This is a genomic window from Niabella sp. (assembly GCF_030150205.1).
GTDB lineage: Bacteria > Bacteroidota > Bacteroidia > Chitinophagales > Chitinophagaceae > Niabella.
This window is the reverse complement of record NZ_JASLGT010000020.1, coordinates 89,438-107,443: the sequence shown is the minus strand read 5'-3', so window position 1 is coordinate 107,443 and position 18,006 is coordinate 89,438. Positions and strand designations below refer to the sequence as shown.

Sequence of the window (18,006 nt, the reverse complement as noted above, 5' to 3'; positions counted from 1 at the left end):
GTGGGCCGGTGTGCAATAAAAAACAGATCCTTTCCCGGTCTTTACTCTATTTTTCCCGGGAAAGGATCTCTATAAAAAAATCAACGCTGCTTAAATGCTGCGCTGAATTCCCAGCTCAAGACCTCTTAATTCCGCCAGTCCTCTCAGCCGCCCAATCGCCGAATAACCCGGGTAAGTCGTCTTTTTAAGGTCATCCAGCATCTGGTGGCCATGATCCGGACGCATATGGATGGATACATTCCTGCGGTGCATGGTCTTTACAATTTCTTTAACCACAGCATACATATCAACATCCCCATCCAGGTGGTCCGCTTCAAAAAAGTTACCGGCTTCATCCCGTTTCGTACTACGCAAATGCAGGAAATGAATATGATCGCCCAGGCGCTCCACCATTCCGGCCAGATCGTTATCTGCACGCACGCCGTAAGAACCGGTACAGAAGCAAAGACCATTTGCCGGTGAGGGCGCAGCATTGATAAGTTCCAGCGCATCGGCTTCCGTACTAACAATTCTGGGTAATCCCAGGATCGGGAAGGGCGGATCATCGGGATGAATGGCCATTTTTAAACCCAGGGCTTCCGCTACAGGAACCACCTGCTGCAGGAAATAGAATAAATGCTGTTTTAATTTTTGCGCATCAATGGCTTCATATGTTTTTAACGCCTTCAGGATCTCTTCCTCCGTAAAACGTTCTTCGCTTCCCGGCAAACCTAAAAGGGTATTGCGGTACAGGGTTTCTTTATCGGCCTCACTTAATTTTTCAAGGCAGCTTTTTGCACTTTCCAGTTCGGCTGCGGTATAGTCGCCTTCTGCTCCCGGACGTTTCAGCAGGAACACATCAAAGGCTATAAATGCCGCCTTTTCAAAACGGAGCGCCTTGCTTCCGTCTGCAACGGTGTAATGAATATCGGTGCGCATCCAATCGAGGATAGGCATAAAATTATACGTTACCACCTGCAAGCCACAGGCCGCCACATTACGCAGGCTTTGCTTATAGTTTTCGATGTATTGCTCAAAATTGCCACTCTGTTTTTTAATATCTTCATGTACGGGCAGGCTTTCAATCACCTCCCAGGTAAGTCCGGCAGCTTCCACCTCCTCCTTTCGCTTGTTGATGGCTTCTATCTCCCAAATGGCGCCTACCGGGATATGGTGCAGGGCTGTAACCACACCGGTACAGCCGGATTGTTTTATATCATTTAAACTAACAGGATCATTGGGCCCATACCAGCGCATGGTATGGATCATGGCATTTTGCGTTTGTTTCATGCTCTTTTTATCGTTTAAAAATACTGAATCGCCCAAAAATAAGCGATTTATAAATGTGCAGGCGCACTACTTTTTCGTGTAATGATGCGGGTTGATAACATCTGTTTGGTAAAATCCGTCACGGGTCGCTTACTTTCAATGTCGGTTAGCAACAGTTTGGCAGCCGTACTGCCCATTTCCACAGAAGGTTGATAGATCACGGAAAGGGCCGGATCCAGCAATTCGGAGTTATTGAAGTTGGAAAATCCCATCAGGCCGATATCCTCAGGAATCCGAACCTGCTTTTGCTTCAGGATGCGAAGTGTTTTTAAAGAAAGGGTGTCCGACAAGGTAAGGAACGCATCGGGCCGGTTCTTCATATTCAGCAATGAGGCAATTACTTTTTCAATCTCCCGGTCATCCGACCCGCCTGCAGCACAAAACTGCACCCATTTTGCATCCTGCTCCAGTCCCAGCTCTTCAAACGCTTTCATACACCCTTCAATCCGTTCCCTGGATATGGAAAGATTTTTATTGTTGGCGATCAATGCTATTTTTTTATACCCGTTTTGTGCCAGGTGCTGAACAGCATTATAGGCACCGGTAAAATTATCCGCCGTCACCTTATGTGTTTCAATATTTTCGGCGATGCGGTCAATAAAAACGATGGGGACGCTCCGTTCAATCATCTCTTCAAACAGCGAATAATCAGTTGTTCCGGCCGCCAGTGAAATGATCAGTCCGTCAATAGACCGCGAGGTGAGGTCATTTACGATCATCTGCTCCCGCTCCGCAGAATCCTTGCTTTGTGTAATGATTACATTATACCCTTTTTCATTGGCAACCGATTCAATACCGGCGATGATCTGGCTGAAATAACTGTTGGCAATATCTGCTACAATAACCCCGATCGACCGGGATTTGCCTTTTCGCAGGCTCAATGCCGCAAGATTGGGACGGTATTTATTCGCATTGGCATAGTCCCGCACCTTTTTTTTTGTTTCCTCACTGATCTCATAGCTGTCACGCAATGCCCTCGAAACCGTGGAAGCAGATAGTCCAAGTGCCCTGGCTATGTCTTTTATGGTGATGGCATTGAGTTTCATATATCCATATCTTAACAGTAGGCGAATATACTCTATATTATACAATCGTTACCGGCAACGATTGCGTAAATACTGCCCTGCAGAACAGATCGCCCTTTGGGAAATAATCCTACCTTGTATTTGTGAGGTTTGCGCCCCGGCGCTCTTCCCCTTTTGGGATCTGAGTCATTTCAATTCGACATATGCAAAAAAGGCGTCTTTTATACCGTGTATTTTTACGGGACCTGACAGGCACATTGACTGATGGCCAGGGAACGATCCATACGGAACCGGGAAAAGGAGAGATCCCAACACCGGCAGCGGCCCCCACCCGCCAGCAAATACCCAAACCTGCCAGCCCATACTTATCAGCAGCCACCAAATAATTTTGACGTGAAATCCATTATTACCGCATTTCTTTTAGGCTGTTTTGCCATCGTTCCGGCATTCAGTCAGACAGCAAATCCTGAAAAGTATCAATACATTTTTACCGTAGCGCAGGATGGCAGCGGAAACTTCACCAAGATCCAGGATGCGATCCGGGCCATGCGCGGATATCCTCTGGCTCCGATAACCCTCTATATCCGGAACGGAGTTTATAACGAAAAAATCGAACTGCCGGCAAATAATACAGATGTTAGTTTTATTGGAGAAAGTGTAGACAGCACAATTATTACTTACGATGATTATTCGGGTAAGGGCCCGTTGACTACATTCACTTCCTATACTGCTAAAATATCCGGAAACCGCTTTACCGCAGAAAATATCACCTTTGTAAATGCCGCAGGTCCGGTAGGCCAGGCACTGGCACTATATGTAGATGCAGACCAGGCTATGTTTAAGAACTGCCGGTTTATCGGTAACCAGGACACTATTTTTAACGGGGGTGAAACGGCCCGGCAATTTTTTCTGAACTGTTATATTGAGGGTACCACGGATTTTATTTTTGGACCGGCCACGGCTCTTTACAGCCATTGTATTATTAAAGCGAAGTCCAATTCATATGTTACGGCTGCCAGCACTACAAAAGGGAAAAAGTACGGGTTGGTATTTACGCATTGCAGGTTGTTGGCAGACCCCTCCGTAAAAAAACTGTTCCTGGGCCGCCCGTGGCGGGCATATGCCAAAACAGTATTCCTTCACTGTGCAATGCCTGCCGCCATTACCCCGGAGGGATGGCATAACTGGGGCAACCCCGATAATGAAAAAACAGTGTACTACGGCGAATACGGCAGCCAGGGACCGGGAATGGCCAACTCTAAACGGGCGCCCTGGGCCAGGGATATCAGCGCTTCCGAAGCGGAGCAATACACACCGGAGCAAATCTTTGCAGCTTGCAACCCGGAGCTTCCTGCAGCAACCAGCTGGTATAAAAACATCCAACCCGCTGTTTTCAAATGGCCGGCTAAATAGGTTCAATGCTCCTGCCGGAAAGCTATCCGATATGTATCTATTCTCCTTTTTTCACCAATACCATTCGTGCCCGGTCTGCGGCATAAACCTTATTGTAAAAATCGGCCATTGTTTTATAATCGCTGGCCGGAAAACGGCCGCTGTTACGCTCATACAGGCGGGTCATGCTGATGATATCTTCCTTTAATTCAAACCGGATCTCATATACACCAAATGCATTTTTCACCGTTACGGCCTTGGGCATCGACTCTATGACGTAACCTTGTGGGATCCTGATTGAAACGCTATCTGACTTTTTGAAACCATAAGGATAAACAATTTCTTCTTCCCGTTTTTCCTCATCCAAAAGTTTACGGGTATCAACTGCCAGAATATTGGGTGCAATAAACAGGCGTTTCCCGGTAATGGTTGCATAATTTTTCGATACCAGCTGCACTTTTTCGGTAACAGCCGGAATGGTATTGCTCCCCGCTTCCTTGTAATTAAACGAATTGATTTCATAATTAGGAAGCGAAAAATGGCTGCGCAGTCTTTTTTGCTGCTCTTCATCCGAAAGGCCGTGTATCACGCCATGCAGGTCATCCTGCAGCAGCCCCGTGCAACGGGTTGTAACAGCTGCGTCTAATGTACCTGCCGCATCCAGCCGGGCATCAATCACCCGGTACTGCGTATTTTCCGACTTAAGATAAGCGGGTGTTCGTACCAGCCGGCTGTCTGCATCATCAATCAGCAAGGCCTCACGGTCGCCGGTGAAGCCTCCCATATACCCCGGTGAAACGGTTTGGCTGGTACATTCCAGCCATATGGAATCCCGTGCCCCGGGTACGCAAACGATCACATGGTTAAACTGATTAGACGGAAAATCACTCACCAGCTCTTTATCATCGGCTCCTGCGGTAATCAGCACAGAATGAGCTTTGATCCCTGCTTCTTTTAACAGTGCCACCATATAATTCGACAAGGCCTTGCAATCGCCATACTTTTTTTCAGCAACATAGGTGGCATCCAGCGGCTGCCATCCACCTATGCCCAGCTGAATACTGATATAGCGCGCGTTGTGTTGCATATAGCGATACAGGGTATCAATTTTTTCTTCCCGGGTTTTCAACCCGGCCGTTAGCTCCTGCACTTTTGTTTTCATACCGGCCGGCAACACATCGCGCCCGGCATAAAGCGTGGTCATAAATTTTCCAAACTGCTGCCAGGTATCCATATTTCCCTTATAGCCTCCGATCTCAAAATCCGAAGGTGCCGTTAACACACGGGTCACCAACTGGTTCCATTCCGGTGCAAAAGCTTCTTCCTCCCGGGCCGGTACCGGCCCCAGCTCCCAGGAAAGCATCTTTGTATTTTTCAGGTCCTTCACCTGTGGTGCTCCGGTATAATGAAACATCTTATAGCGCAGATTGTAATCCTTTGGGGTTTCAAAAATAAGCCGGCTGTTTTCCACTGCCACTTTTGGACCGCTCTGCGGTATCCATTCCGGAAAGTAAAACAACCCGTTCAACTCCATTACCATATCATATTCAATAGTATAAGGATACTCTTTGTAATAAAAATTATGGTATTTGTATCTTCCGTCTGTAATCAGACTGGACCCATCCGTTCCACTGCCGTCCTGGATGTCTTTCCGCTTTACCGATCGTAGCTTTTTTCCATCGGAACTATAAAGTGTTCCGGAAATATCATTGATCAGCCGGAACTTATCATAGCCCACAACAAGAGCGCTGTACTCGTCTGCGGCCTCACTAAGAATGGTGTACACGTAGTGTCTGCGATAGATGGCCTTTCCGATATTCCGTACTTCTATGGTGGTTTCATCCAGGCGCTTAACCAGGTCTGCCTTTTTTAGCAGGGCCTCCGGAATGGAGCTCACCGGATACTCAGCCCTGGCCAGTACCGGCCATAGTACTACAATAAGAAAGAGCGCAGCAGTGCTGGGAAAAAATGCCTTCATCACTGTTTGATTTTTTTTAATACAACCTGCTCGCCGTGTTTTTTTGCAATATGACCAAAAAAATCCCGCAGCGTCTGGTAGTCCTCTGCCTGGAAAGTTGTTTTCCGGATATCAATCTTGCTCTGCAGCATAATCCTTCCGCCGGAGGAGCTGATGAGATACTCAAACATACCCTCGTTATCGTTGAGCATCACCCGTGTTGATTTTGGCAGTTCCTCCACTTCATATCCCTTTGGCAATTCCATATTAAGCACAAATACCTGATACATGGTAAACGGCATTTCTACCGGGTACTTCCGTTCTGCAGAAACAAAAGGATTTGACTTTACTGCTTCCCCGAACATGGGGTTCAGGTAAATCATGTCTTCCCCCTCTGTGTCAAAACTCATTTTATATCTCACGGTGACCGGAAAATCAAACTTTTTTAATGAATCGACCTGGGTATCAGATAACTTCATTGGAAAAGAATAGGATTTTTCAGCCTCTTTAAAATAGCTATCCATGTCCTTTGTTGCCAGCTGATCTCTTATCCGGAACGATTCATAATAGCCGGGCGTACTGCTAAAAGAACCTTCCAGCCCCTTTCCATCCGCTTTATTCACCAGGAATAGCAGGGTTGTTTTTTGTTCACGCAATGAGTCCGGATCAAAGTTTATATTCTGTGGTGTGGTACTTACCATAAATCCCATGCCGTTATAGCATTCGGCCGGTAGTTTTCCAAAACCCAACCGGGGCCGTGTGGCATCCAGATAATAAGATTTTCCGTCTACCCGGGCAGTGCAGATAATATAATTGTACCGGCCCAGCAGCGGGTAAAAGGGGTTTGCCCAGCCATGACTGCGGGTGCTGAGCAACACCGGATTTACGGCGATCCCCCGCTGTTTCAGCATAGCAATCAACAGCATGTTGACCTCCGCAACCGTTCCGCTTTTTTTCCGGTATACGTCTTTCAGGGTAGTTTGGTCAGAAATATAAAAACCGTTTGCCTGGGTGGTTGTGAAATGGTCCCTCACAAAGGAATACAGTGCCTGTACCGCCTCCAGCTCACTGGCGCCCGCGGGTATAATCTCTTTTACCACATCATTCAGCCAGAAATTGGGCCTGGTGATCTCCGCCCCAAAATTTTCATGTTTTAACAATTGTTCACTGGCAGTAACCCAGTTCCCCATGATGTCTTTAACCGGTGTATTGGGAAAGCGATACTGGGAAAGCTGAAAATCGATCTTGGAATTATGGTTGTGAAGCGAAGAAGTAAACGGCTCTTCTTTTAATGCCGGAACATCTGTTGCAGACCAGGTGTTTTGCGTTTCATAACCCGTAAGCGAGTAGTGTTCTGTGGCCTGGGTTCCGTTTGACTCCGACACCGACCAGGTTTTAAAAACATCTTTCTTGGCGTTTTTCAATGGTATATAGCCCTGTGATAAAAATACATATTGAAAGAACTCAGGAATGTAAACGGTATACTGCGTAAATAGCCGGGGATAAGCTCCCTGGAACTCCCAGGGCCTTAGGTTGAATAAGAATTCCGATTCAATGGTGTAAGTATATTCCAGGATCGACCCTTCCTTTAGATTTGGGAATGTAAATTTACGTGCAGTCCAGCGCCGGTCCTGTTTTTCCTTAAAAATATTTGCAGCCTCCAGCTTTGTTTGCTGTACCGTGCCGTTTTCCAGGTTGTAGGTAATGCCTTTTACATCGGTTAGTTTTTCTTCACCTTCGGGAGATACATACAGCTCAATAGATACGTTACCCGCATCAAAACCCTTTTTATTCAGTATTTTGATTCGTGTAGTACGCTTATGGATCAGCGAAAACCAGCCCTTGTTGTTTCCCTCGATCCGGGAAGAACCAACATCGGCCAGCACCACGGCACTGGAATTAGAGTCCACTACAGGCGAATGGAGCGTAAAATCAGCAGCCGTAACCTTACCAAATTTGAGATTAGTCCCTTCCTGGGCATCGGCAATCGGGAATAAAAAAAATGTCAATAAAAGCAGTACAGAAAATAAAGTCGTTCTCATAATAGTTAATTCCAGCAACAAATATAAAAGCTCCATTAACAACGAAAAAATTTTTAACCGGCCAATTCCTTTGTACAATACGGCCGAACATAAGAAAGAGCGACTTCAAAACAATTACCGTGTTTGTTGCCAATCGTTGTTACGGGGAGAACAAACCTCAATACAAGGCATTTATATATTTAAGATTTTTTTTTGGGGGGGGGGTGGCACACCATTTAATGTAGCCTGGCCTCTTTTCATAAAAAAACGGGGCAGGGCCCCGATTTCTCAATGTTCATACGGAGGGTATTAAAAATAGTAATAGCCGGTATTAATTAATTTGTCTGCAATACGGCGACGTGCCTCCTTGCTGTTAAAAGGCTGAGCCTTGGTAAACCGTTTTAATCCCATCAGGATCATGCGTTGCTCATCGCCTTCGGCAAACCCATTGATGGCGTCTTTACCGGCTTTATTGATCTTATCTGCCGCGTCATACAGGTACACCCGGGTCATATCCGCATAGTCGGCTGCAGCTGCATCGCCCCTGGTTGCGGCCGTTTTCATAGTACGTAGCAGCACGCTTTCTGCATGAAATACGTCCATTGCCATATCGGCAATATGCATCAGGATCTCCTGTTCCCCTTCGATTTTCATCATTAGTTTTTGTGCGGCAGCACCGGCCACCATCAGGATGGCTTTTTTAAGATTGGCGATCAGCTTGCGCTCTTCCGCAAACGGTGTTTCATCCTCACTACCAAAGTCTGGTATACTCATCAGTTCCTTTTGTACTTCCATTGCCGGTCCCATCAGGTTCAGCCGCCCCTGCATTGCGCGTTTCAGGGTCATATCCAAAATCAGCAACCGGTTAATCTCGTTGGTACCTTCATAAATACGGTTGATCCGGCTGTCGCGATAAGCTCTTGAAATATTATACTCAGCGCTAAACCCGTTACCACCGTGTATCTGCACGCCTTCATCCACTACAAAGTCCAGCAACTCGCTTCCAAAAACTTTTAACATGGCACATTCAATAGCATATTCCTCTGCCGCTCCCAGCAATGCTTCATTAAAGGGCTTACCTTCATCCAGTAATTTCTGTTCAAACCGGTCGATCCATTTTGCCGTGCGGTACAGGGCCGATTCCGCTGCAAACATGCCAATGGCCATTTCCGCCAACTTGTGTTTAATGGCCCCGAAATTGCTGATCGGCTGCTTGAACTGTTCCCGTGTTTTTGCATACTCCAGCGAAATATTAAACGCCTTGCGCGCACCGCCCAGGGCCGCTGCGCAAAGTTTCAGACGCCCGATGTTTAATATATTAAAGGCGATCTTATGTCCTTTGCCAATCTCACCCAGCACATTTTCAACCGGTACTTTCGCATCCTGAAAATACAGTTGTACGGTAGAAGATCCTTTGATCCCCATCTTCTGTTCCTCCGGTCCTTGGGTAAAACCTTCCATACCTCGTTCTACAATAAAGCCGGTAAATTTATCACCATCTACTTTTGCAAAAACCGTATATACATCCGCAAAACCACCATTGGTGATCCAACATTTCTGTCCGTTCAATAAATAATATTTGCCGTCCTCGCTCAGCTTAGCCGTGGTTTTTGCACTTAGGGCATCACTACCACTGTTAGGTTCTGTAAGCCCATAAGCGCCCGTCCACTCACCGGTGATCAGTTTGGGAATATACTTTTGTTTTTGGTCAGGATTGCCAAAATATAAGATAGGCAGGGTTCCGATACCCGTATGCGCCGCAATTGCCACGGAAAAAGAATGCCCCGCACCCAGGTATTCATTGATAATGGTGGAGGTTACAAAATCCTTTCCCAGTCCGCCGTATTCTTCGGGAAACGAAGTGGCCAATAGCCCCTGTTCCCCGGCTTTTTGTACCAGCGATTTCATCAGCCCCGGCTCCATACTATCAATCCGGTCCAGGTTGGGCCATACCTCCGCTTCCAGGAACTGGTTACACAGATCACGTATCATCAACTGCTCTTCATCAAAGTCGTTGGCAATAAATGTTCCGGCCGGGTCCTGTTCTTTTATCAGCCACTCTGCCCCTTTGGTAATTGTTTCATTGTTTACAGCAGCATCCATTGTTTTTGTTTTTTAAGTTTTAAAATGTTGAGGCATTCTGTTATCAGTCGTCAGCTGTTCGCTGATAACTGAAGGGTAATGCTGAACGCTCATTCTTACCTTAAATTCTCATATACAATCTTCAGCACTTCTTTACAAACCTCAATTTTATCCTGGCTTACACCGGAAAGTGCTTCTTCCACGGTTTCCTCTGCAAAGCCGTAACAGGTTTCCTGCATTTCCTTTGCACGGTCTGTGAGATAAATCAGGTTCTTTCTGCGATCGGACCGCGAAGAGATCCGTTTTACCATTCCTGCTTTTTCCAGGTTATCTACCAGCCGCGTCATGCTGGGCTTATCCCGGAAAGTGGCCTTACAAAGGTCCTGCTGACTAATGCCATCTTCTTTCCATAAGTGGTACAACACGCTCCACTGTTCGATGGTCAGACTCAGATCTGCCTGGTTGAACTTCTTCTGCAACCTCCGGGCAATAGCCGTACTGGCTACACCGGTGATGAAGCTGTACAATTCACTTTTTTTAAATTGGTTGTTTGGCATATAGTTGTTTTAACAACTAACCAAAGTTAGTTTATTTTTTCATCCATCCAACTTTTCGGGATTGATTCCGCTCAATAAAACAAATAAAAAAACGGCGGCATCAAAAGTCCTGCTCCGTTGGGAAATAAGACTTTTGATACCGCCTTTGGCCACCCCATTTCAGGGATGATTCGTAAATATGAAACGTTAGCTACCGGTTTCGATGGCCTGGTTCTCTTTTGTGGAAAGAGCGGCCCGGTGTAATATTAATTGTTCCTGGATCTTGCTAAAGCTCACCTCAACCCATCCGGTATAAATGCGGCTGTTGCGCGTGATCCTAAAAGGAATAAACAGGTGATCTGCGGCCGTCCAATCGCCCCGCCAAAAGACCTGGTCATTGGCATTTGTTACTTTTTCTGCCAGCAAAGCGGCAACCCCTTCTGCCCAGTGATAGCCGTTAAAATCTTCAATACCGATCCGTTGTTTTTGAGGGATCACGGGGATATGGTCGTCTGTATTCACCGGCAACCGGGTAGTGGCATACCCCTGCACCTTCCATTGCTGTTTGTCTTCTTTATTGATGGGATCTCCCAGCAGCGATGTTCTGAAAATCAGGTCATCCGTTCCGTTACCATCCGCATCAACCGATGCCTGCTGGCCAAAGGTGATGGCCCGGTTGTGCAGGTCAACATATTGTATGGTTGCTCCCGGCGGATCCTGTAGCGGCGGATCCTTTTTTTTATCGCAGCTACCGGTCATTGCAAGCACTAAAAGGCAACCTATGGTAAAACGCATCTTTTTACCAAAAGTATGCATCCGGCTCCGCTTGCATTCACCCCATGTAACGAATTGCTGTTTTTTTGTGATGAAACTGCATTTTTAGTGCCGGATCGCAAAAGTGGTACTCTTTTTAATTCGACGGAATATAGATCAGGGGGGGATAAGCCATAGTGCATGTCATCAAGTGCCACTCCAGGAATAAAAATGTTATCGTTTAACCGGCCGGCCATAAAAAAACCGAAATTGCAGCAACTCAACAGCGGATCTGAAACAGCAGTACCTTTTATACAGGCAATCGGTCATTAGTTATGGCGTTAGCGGCACCGGGCCGCAACCGGTGATCTGTTTTCATGGTTTCAACGAATCGGCGCAGTCGTTTTCGGTGCTTAAAAACAGTGCCAATCAGTATACCATCATTGCCATTGATGCACCGTTTCATGGTAGTACCCAATGGAGGGAAGGGCTCCGTTTTACGCCGGCCCAGCTTCATGAAATCATACAGCATTTATTGAACGAAGAATCTTTTAATGCCGTACAGCCGGTAATCCTGGTGGGATTCAGCCTGGGCGGACGTATATGTCTTTCCTATTACCAGCAATATCCTCAAAATGTTCAGCAGCTGGTATTGCTGGCCCCGGATGGCTTGAAAATGAGCTTCTGGTATTGGTGCGCTGCACATACCATACCAGGCAATCGTCTTTTTGCCAGGACTATGAAAAAGCCGGGATGGCTGATAAAATTTGCGGGAGCGCTGCATAAGGCCGGGATCATTAATGCGGGGGTTAAAAAGTTTGCGGTTCATTACCTCCACCAGTCGCAGGTACGCAAAATGCTGTATACCACATGGACCGCATTCCGATTTTTTAAACCCGATATCGCACAGATAAAAAAAACAATTGCTCAACGGCAAACACCCGCGCAGCTTTATTTTGGAAGATACGACAATGTGATTCCTGCAAAACGTGGCGACCGGTTTGTAAAAAACATCGAAGCACTTGCCCATACTTATGTACTGGAAGCGGGGCACCGGTTGCTGCAGGACAGAACGGTACAGGCAATTTTTACAAAAAATTTTTGATTCGCCTGTCGTAAATTGGGCATAAATACTTTTATATGAAATGGCCTTTGCTGCTGATTATTGATGTAATTTTAGCGTATCCGGGCATGACACAAACCATTATTGTCAATTCAGATGGTACACATTCGGTGGTTATCAATAATGGAACAACAAAAACAATCGTTAACCCCGATGGTACGCATTCAACCATTATTGATAACGGGGCAGCAAAAACCATCGTAAATCCAAACGGAACACACGCTACGATCATTAATAACGGCAGCACGAAAACAATCGTTAACCCCGATGGCACGCATTCAACCATTATTGATAACGGAGCAACAAAAACCATCGTAAATCCAAACGGAACACACGCTACGATCGTTAATAACGGCCGCACGAAAACAATCGTTAACCCCGATGGTACGCACTCAACCATTCTTAATAACGGAGCAACAAAAACCATCGTAAATCCAAACGGAACGCATTCCATCCACATCGGTAATGGGAATATCAAATCGTCTAATGGTCGCCGGGCAGCTCCTGTTGTGCATGAAACCGCCGCGAATAGGATTGCAGTTTCCGATACAAGGCATACAGCTTCCCGCAAGCCAGCTGCAAACCGCTACAACCGGCAGAAGGCTGCTACCATTACCAGCCACAAAAAGCGCCCAACGGTGAAAACACAGCGCACTCCCGTTAAACGCACCAATAGTGCCCGTATTTAAGACATTACATCACGGGATTTTAAGGTAGTTTCATTTAATCACGAACCATTAGCTTTGCCAACATGTGGCTCATTGGTGTCCTGTTGCTATTACTCCTGGTGTATACGCTGTTAATCCTGTTTTACACAAAAAGCTGGAAACAGATCCCCCTGCAATCTCCAAATACCGGCAATACCGTTCCTGGTCATCCAGCTACCTTTTCCATCATCATCCCCGCCCGGAATGAAGCAGCTAACATTCTGCAGCTCCTTGAATCGATAAAACGTCAGCAGTATCCCGCCCATCTTTTTGAAGTGATTGTGGTGGATGACCATTCAGACGATGATACCGCAGCCCTCGTGGAAGGATTTAAAGCGCTCAACAGCGAAAATCTTTTAATAACCCTTATCCGGCTCACCGGCGGGGGACTCAACTCTTATAAGAAAAAAGCCATTGAAACCGGCATCGGAGCAGCGCAGCACGAATGGATCATTTGCACCGACGCGGACTGTATCGTTCCCCCCGGCTGGTTACAGGGATTTGCGCAGGCTATTCATGAAAGCGACCCGGTATTTATTGCAGCTCCTGTTGCTTTTATAGAGGAAGGAACGGTTGTGAATATATTCCAGGATCTGGACTTCCTTACATTGCAGGGCATTACCGGAGCCTCTGTTTATAAGAATATCCATACTATGTGTAATGGCGCCAACCTGGCTTACCGGAGAGATGTATATCAAGAAGTAAACGGATTCAGCGGAATTGATACCATCGCCTCCGGAGATGATATGCTGCTGATGCACAAAATATGGAAGCGATATCCGCACCGGATTACCTACCTCAAATCCAAACAGGCAATTGTAAAAACTGCGGCGGCACCCACCTGGAATGCATTCATTAACCAACGCATCCGCTGGGCCAGTAAGGCCACCAGTTACGACGATAAGCGCATCTTTGCCGTGTTGTTACTGGTGTATTTTTTTAATCTTTCCTTTTTGGTGTTGCTCATTGCAGGGTTTATACACAGCAGCTACCTATATATATTATTTGCATGCTGGCTCTTAAAAACCATTATCGAATACCCGTTTATCAGCAGCGTGGCGCAGTTCTTCAGCAAACAGTCGCGGTTAAGATATTTTTTTTTATTTCAGCCGCTACATATTGCATATACCATACTTGCAGGGTTCCTGGGAAGCTTTGGCCGGTATGAATGGAAAGGGCGCCGGGTAAAATAAAGTGATTCCGGATCGGTTTTTTCTTACATTTGAAACGCATGCAATTATTCTCCATATTTCGCCAGTCTGCCTGGAAAAGGCTCAAGAAAAACAAAGGAGCAGTGGTGGGTTTGTACGTGATTCTTTTTTCCATCTTTGTGGCGATCTTTTGCTATTTTCTTGCGGAAGATGCTTCACCCAATGCAAACCGCATCATTCTTGAGATCGGAGGGGCCAAACCCGGATGGAAACAAACCTTTTTAAAAATAAAAAAAGACCAGCAGCCAAATCCCGCCGGCTTTATACAACGGCTGCTGAACGGCCGGCCAGACCAGGCCGACTATATTCCCATTACAGCCTACCAATACACGGCCGATAGCGTCTATGTTGATAAATACATTGATGAAGGGGTTACAGAAAAGGTACATTTCTCAAAAACACAGCTGACCGAAACGCCAATTGTTACCAAAACATTCTGGTTGGGAACAGACAGCTACGGACGGGATATTCTCAGCAGGCTGATCGTAGGAACAAGGGTTAGCCTGAGTGTGGGAATGATCACTGTGCTGATATCAATCAGCATCGGATTGATCCTTGGATCCCTTGCCGGATTTTACCGGGGCAAAATTGATGAAGCCATTATGTGGTTCATCAATGTGATCTGGAGCATCCCGACACTGCTATTGGTCTTTGCAATTACACTGGCACTTGGTAAAGGCTTCTGGCAGGTATTCATCGCCGTAGGATTAACCATGTGGGTGAATGTGGCCCGTCTTGTAAGGGGGCAGGTACTGGCGGTAAGAGAACTGGAATATATTGAAGCAACCCGGGCCCTTGGATTTAGAAATGCGCGCATCATCGCGGGGCACATATGGCCCAATATTATGGGGCCCGTATTAGTGATAGCAGCCGCTAATTTTGCATCAGCAATCGTTATTGAAGCGGGGCTCAGTTTCCTTGGCGTTGGCGTGCAGCCGCCTCAACCCAGCTGGGGATTGATGATTAAGGAAAACTATAATTTTATTATTACGCAAAACCCCATGCTGGCGCTGGCGCCGGGGTTTGCCATAATGATCCTTGTGCTGGCTTTTAATCTTTTTGGAAACGGGTTGCGGGATGCACTCAATGTACGGGGAAAGCTCTGAGAAAATCCGTTTCCCTGCCTGCTACATCGGGATTGTCCATTTTGGGCTTGATCAAATCAGGTATTAAAAACCGAAAATCGAAAATGGGCTTAGTCCAGTACTCTTACATTCCGGGCAAAACTTTCCTCAAGGGAGATCAGCGTTTCGGTTCTTTCAATCCCTTTGATCTTTTGCAACTTCTCATGCAGTACGGTTCGCAGTTCACTGATATCTTTACAGATGATCTCCGCAAACATGCTGTAATTTCCGGTAGTATAGTTAAGACGAACCACTTCCTTTAGCTTATACAATTCTTTGGCTACAGAATCATACAGGGAACTTTCTTTCAGATAAATTCCGATAAAAGCAATCACATCATATCCCAATAGTTTTAAGTCTGTATTTAATTTCGTACCTTTCACTATGCCATCCTTCTGCAATTTTTTAATACGCACATGTATGGTACCGCCCGATACAAAAAGCTTTTTGCCAAGATCGGCATACGAAATCTCTGCATCCTCCATCATGTGCTGGATGATCTGCAAATCGAGTTTGTCTAGATTCAATTTATTGTTCATTTAGGCAATATTGATTTTAAATAATTTAACAATCACTGCAAATATTTAAACATTTTCTATATTTTCAAAATTTTTATTGAATTATTTGGAATGAACCGGGAAGATTCTCTATTTTTGTTCTATCAAACGCTTAAACAGCGGGTTCTTTTACACTGTGGGGTGATGAAATTTTTGGCAGACATGCCCTCTTGTCTCGGGGGTGAGGAGTCCAGGATAAACACAGCATAGAGCCGGTTCCAATTTCGGTTGGGATCGACCGGGGTTGACCACCACGGAATTTGTGTTGCGGCTAACTGCCTCGTGGAGGTTCGAGCCCTCCCCCTACAGCTTTTAAAAAGTCTTACAAGCCACTCTTGTAAGACTTTTTTTATTAGGTTTTTCGGAAAACCGTTCATTTGTAACCGATCCGTTCCCTGTTTTTCCATGATTCTGCTTTGGCCTTCTCTTGGTGTCTCTTTTCAGCTTCCGTATCCAGCATGTTTTCCAGTGCGTCATATATCTGGCTCAGCTGGGCATCATGTCCATCAATACGTTGGTACAATTCAATGCGAAGCTGTTGCAATTGTTCCAGGAAGTTATTACGCAGCAGGGTTAATTGCCGCAAGGCTATAAAAGCCCGTACAATTGCAATATTCATTTCAATGGCCTTTTCACTGTTTAGTACAGACGCCAGCATGGCTACACCATGTTCGGTGAAGGCAAAGGGCGAATATTTTGAGTGTCTGCCACGCTTTGAAACTACCAGTTCATCCTCTGCAACAATAGCATGCTTTAAGGTCGCAATTTGCGACCTTAAAGCATCGTACTCTTCTTTTGTCAGTTCAAACATAAAATCGTCGGGAAAACGATTCCTGTTTCTCCTTACAGCCTCCTTCAACCGCTTTGTTTCAACCTGGTACAAATCAGCGAGATCATAATCGATCATTACACGCTGATCTCTTATTTCATAAATTTTTTGTTGAATAACAGTTAATTGCATGGTACTTTCATTTGTTTTCAATGGTTAGAACATTTTTCGTCATCAATTTACAGCATTTTCATGACTTCCGGAAATATGCTATATGGCTGATTCATCCTCGCCTTAGCCGGAATCATGTGCCCGGAACGCCGGTCATGCAAAAATGGTTTCGCCTCCCCGAAATTACCGTTATCTTGCCTCCTTCATTTTAATTATCTTTGCCCGCTATGCAGGATTTGATTCAAAAGTTAGATGCTTACAAACACGAGATTACGGCATTCTCTGGTTCCGGCGAACAAGCTGCGGAAACATTCCGTATTCAATGGCTGGGTTCCAAGGGCCGGGTAAAAGAAGCAATGGGCGAAATGAAACATGTACCCGTTGAACAGAAGAAGGAGGCGGGACAACTATTGAATGAATTTAAACTATTTGCTGAAAATAAATACGCCGAACTGAAGGAATCAGCCGGCGCAAGTGCTGCTGATCAGTCTGTACCGGATCTTTCCCTGCCGGGTGATGCGGTTCCCCTGGGTAGCCGTCATCCCATTTCCCTGATGCGGCATAAGATCATTTCCATTTTTCAACGACTGGGGTTTGCGGTGGCTGAAGGCCCTGAGATCGAAGACGACTGGCATAATTTCACCGCCTTGAATATGCCGGCACATCACCCGGCACGGGATATGCAGGACACTTTTTATGTGGATGCGGGAGAAAATACGGCTGTTGACTGGCTGTTACGTACGCATACGAGCAATACGCAGATCCGCGAAATGGAAAAAGGTAAACTACCTATCCGCGTTATCTGCCCGGGACGGGTATACCGCAATGAAACCATCAGTGCCCGCAGCCATTGCTTCTTCCACCAGGTGGAGGGATTATATATTGACGAAAATGTATCTTTTGCCGACCTCAAGCAAACCCTTTATTTCTTTGTAAGAGAGATGTATGGCAAAGATGTACGGGTACGGTTCCGTCCTTCTTATTTTCCATTTACAGAACCCAGTGCCGAAATGGATGTGAGCTGCTTTATTTGCGGAGGTAAAGGCTGTAATATCTGTAAAAAAACAGGATGGGTAGAAATTTTAGGATGCGGTATGGTACATCCGAATGTATTACGAAATTGCAATATAGATCCCGAAAAATATACGGGTTTTGCCTTCGGCATGGGCGTAGAGCGGCCGGCAATGTTAAAATATGGCATTAATGATATCCGCCTGTTCAGCGAAAACGATGTGCGTTTCTTAAAACAGTTTACCGCTGCAACGTAATA

At 45.9% G+C, this 18,006-nt stretch carries 16 protein-coding genes; 7 read left to right on the top strand and 9 right to left on the bottom strand.

Annotated elements, in window-relative coordinates:
- Positions 1–90: 90 nt before the first annotated feature.
- A complete protein-coding gene (gene uxuA, locus Q1V85_RS16255) occupies positions 91–1,269 on the bottom strand; it encodes a mannonate dehydratase (RefSeq protein WP_300601546.1) in 1,179 nt (392 codons plus the stop codon).
- Positions 1,270–1,316: 47 nt separating this feature from the next.
- Entirely contained in the window at positions 1,317–2,354 is a 1,038-nt protein-coding gene (locus tag Q1V85_RS16250) for a LacI family DNA-binding transcriptional regulator (RefSeq protein ID WP_300601544.1), read from the bottom strand.
- 182 nt (positions 2,355–2,536) lie between these two features.
- Between Q1V85_RS16250 and Q1V85_RS16245 the strand changes: the two genes are divergently transcribed.
- Both Q1V85_RS16245 and Q1V85_RS16240 read left to right on the top strand, forming a co-directional pair.
- Positions 2,537–2,719 carry a hypothetical protein gene (locus Q1V85_RS16245; protein WP_300601543.1) on the top strand — a complete coding sequence of 61 codons (183 nt, stop codon included), beginning with the start codon at positions 2,537–2,539 and terminating at the stop codon, positions 2,717–2,719.
- Between the two features lie 7 nt (positions 2,720–2,726).
- Complete coding sequence (locus Q1V85_RS16240) at positions 2,727–3,746, top strand: pectinesterase family protein (protein WP_300601542.1); 1,020 nt, start codon at positions 2,727–2,729, stop codon at positions 3,744–3,746.
- 37 nt (positions 3,747–3,783) lie between these two features.
- Here Q1V85_RS16240 and Q1V85_RS16235 read toward each other — a convergent pair whose 3' ends face one another.
- The 5 genes from Q1V85_RS16235 to Q1V85_RS16215 all read right to left on the bottom strand — a co-directional run bounded on the left by Q1V85_RS16235 (position 3,784) and on the right by Q1V85_RS16215 (position 11,116).
- Complete coding sequence (locus Q1V85_RS16235) at positions 3,784–5,703, bottom strand: DUF3857 and transglutaminase domain-containing protein (RefSeq protein ID WP_300601541.1); 1,920 nt, start codon at positions 5,701–5,703, stop codon at positions 3,784–3,786.
- A complete protein-coding gene (locus Q1V85_RS16230) occupies positions 5,703–7,724 on the bottom strand; it encodes a DUF3857 domain-containing protein (protein WP_300601540.1) in 2,022 nt (673 codons plus the stop codon). The genes Q1V85_RS16235 and Q1V85_RS16230 overlap by 1 nt, the downstream gene beginning before the upstream one ends.
- A gap of 288 nt (positions 7,725–8,012) precedes the next feature.
- Entirely contained in the window at positions 8,013–9,806 is a 1,794-nt protein-coding gene (locus tag Q1V85_RS16225) for an acyl-CoA dehydrogenase family protein (protein WP_300601539.1), read from the bottom strand.
- Positions 9,807–9,901: 95 nt separating this feature from the next.
- On the bottom strand, positions 9,902–10,342 hold the full coding sequence (locus tag Q1V85_RS16220; protein ID WP_300601538.1) for a MarR family winged helix-turn-helix transcriptional regulator: 441 nt from the start codon (positions 10,340–10,342) through the stop codon (positions 9,902–9,904).
- A 186-nt stretch (positions 10,343–10,528) separates the two neighbouring features.
- Positions 10,529–11,116 (bottom strand): hypothetical protein, encoded by a 588-nt coding sequence (locus tag Q1V85_RS16215; protein ID WP_300601537.1) that lies wholly within the window; start codon positions 11,114–11,116, stop codon positions 10,529–10,531.
- Positions 11,117–11,438: 322 nt separating this feature from the next.
- Here Q1V85_RS16215 and Q1V85_RS16210 point away from each other — a divergent pair, with 322 nt between their 5' ends.
- The 4 genes from Q1V85_RS16210 to Q1V85_RS16195 all read left to right on the top strand — a co-directional run bounded on the left by Q1V85_RS16210 (position 11,439) and on the right by Q1V85_RS16195 (position 15,221).
- Positions 11,439–12,179, top strand: coding sequence for an alpha/beta hydrolase (locus tag Q1V85_RS16210; RefSeq protein WP_300601536.1), 741 nt, complete (start codon positions 11,439–11,441; stop codon positions 12,177–12,179).
- A gap of 35 nt (positions 12,180–12,214) precedes the next feature.
- Entirely contained in the window at positions 12,215–12,886 is a 672-nt protein-coding gene (locus Q1V85_RS16205) for a hypothetical protein (RefSeq protein WP_300601535.1), read from the top strand.
- A gap of 62 nt (positions 12,887–12,948) precedes the next feature.
- A complete protein-coding gene (locus Q1V85_RS16200) occupies positions 12,949–14,097 on the top strand; it encodes a glycosyltransferase (RefSeq protein ID WP_300601534.1) in 1,149 nt (382 codons plus the stop codon).
- 38 nt (positions 14,098–14,135) lie between these two features.
- Positions 14,136–15,221: an ABC transporter permease gene (locus Q1V85_RS16195; RefSeq protein WP_300601533.1), complete on the top strand. Its 1,086-nt coding sequence runs from the start codon at positions 14,136–14,138 to the stop codon at positions 15,219–15,221.
- An 89-nt stretch (positions 15,222–15,310) separates the two neighbouring features.
- Here Q1V85_RS16195 and Q1V85_RS16190 read toward each other — a convergent pair whose 3' ends face one another.
- Together Q1V85_RS16190 and Q1V85_RS16185 are read right to left on the bottom strand one after the other, a co-directional pair.
- On the bottom strand, positions 15,311–15,778 hold the full coding sequence (locus Q1V85_RS16190; RefSeq protein ID WP_300601531.1) for an Lrp/AsnC ligand binding domain-containing protein: 468 nt from the start codon (positions 15,776–15,778) through the stop codon (positions 15,311–15,313).
- 391 nt (positions 15,779–16,169) lie between these two features.
- On the bottom strand, positions 16,170–16,778 hold the full coding sequence (locus Q1V85_RS16185; protein ID WP_366914012.1) for an ORF6N domain-containing protein: 609 nt from the start codon (positions 16,776–16,778) through the stop codon (positions 16,170–16,172).
- A 185-nt stretch (positions 16,779–16,963) separates the two neighbouring features.
- Between Q1V85_RS16185 and pheS the strand changes: the two genes are divergently transcribed.
- Positions 16,964–18,004 (top strand): phenylalanine--tRNA ligase subunit alpha, encoded by a 1,041-nt coding sequence (pheS, locus tag Q1V85_RS16180; protein ID WP_300601530.1) that lies wholly within the window; start codon positions 16,964–16,966, stop codon positions 18,002–18,004.
- The last annotated feature ends 2 nt before the right edge of the window (positions 18,005–18,006 follow it).

What these genes read in the sequence shown, in the direction of transcription:
- uxuA (WP_300601546.1), bottom strand. Translation starts at nt 1,269, where the DNA reads ATGAAACAAACGCAAAATGCCATGATCCATACCATGCGCTGGTATGGG.
- Q1V85_RS16250 (WP_300601544.1), bottom strand. Translation starts at nt 2,354, where the DNA reads ATGAAACTCAATGCCATCACCATAAAAGACATAGCCAGGGCACTTGGA.
- Q1V85_RS16245 (WP_300601543.1), top strand. Translation starts at nt 2,537, where the DNA reads ATGCAAAAAAGGCGTCTTTTATACCGTGTATTTTTACGGGACCTGACA.
- Q1V85_RS16235 (WP_300601541.1), bottom strand. Translation starts at nt 5,703, where the DNA reads ATGAAGGCATTTTTTCCCAGCACTGCTGCGCTCTTTCTTATTGTAGTA.
- Q1V85_RS16230 (WP_300601540.1), bottom strand. Translation starts at nt 7,724, where the DNA reads ATGAGAACGACTTTATTTTCTGTACTGCTTTTATTGACATTTTTTTTA.
- Q1V85_RS16225 (WP_300601539.1), bottom strand. Translation starts at nt 9,806, where the DNA reads ATGGATGCTGCTGTAAACAATGAAACAATTACCAAAGGGGCAGAGTGG.
- Q1V85_RS16220 (WP_300601538.1), bottom strand. Translation starts at nt 10,342, where the DNA reads ATGCCAAACAACCAATTTAAAAAAAGTGAATTGTACAGCTTCATCACC.
- Q1V85_RS16215 (WP_300601537.1), bottom strand. Translation starts at nt 11,116, where the DNA reads ATGCGTTTTACCATAGGTTGCCTTTTAGTGCTTGCAATGACCGGTAGC.
- Q1V85_RS16205 (WP_300601535.1), top strand. Translation starts at nt 12,215, where the DNA reads ATGAAATGGCCTTTGCTGCTGATTATTGATGTAATTTTAGCGTATCCG.
- Q1V85_RS16200 (WP_300601534.1), top strand. Translation starts at nt 12,949, where the DNA reads ATGTGGCTCATTGGTGTCCTGTTGCTATTACTCCTGGTGTATACGCTG.
- Q1V85_RS16195 (WP_300601533.1), top strand. Translation starts at nt 14,136, where the DNA reads ATGCAATTATTCTCCATATTTCGCCAGTCTGCCTGGAAAAGGCTCAAG.
- Q1V85_RS16190 (WP_300601531.1), bottom strand. Translation starts at nt 15,778, where the DNA reads ATGAACAATAAATTGAATCTAGACAAACTCGATTTGCAGATCATCCAG.
- pheS (WP_300601530.1), top strand. Translation starts at nt 16,964, where the DNA reads ATGCAGGATTTGATTCAAAAGTTAGATGCTTACAAACACGAGATTACG.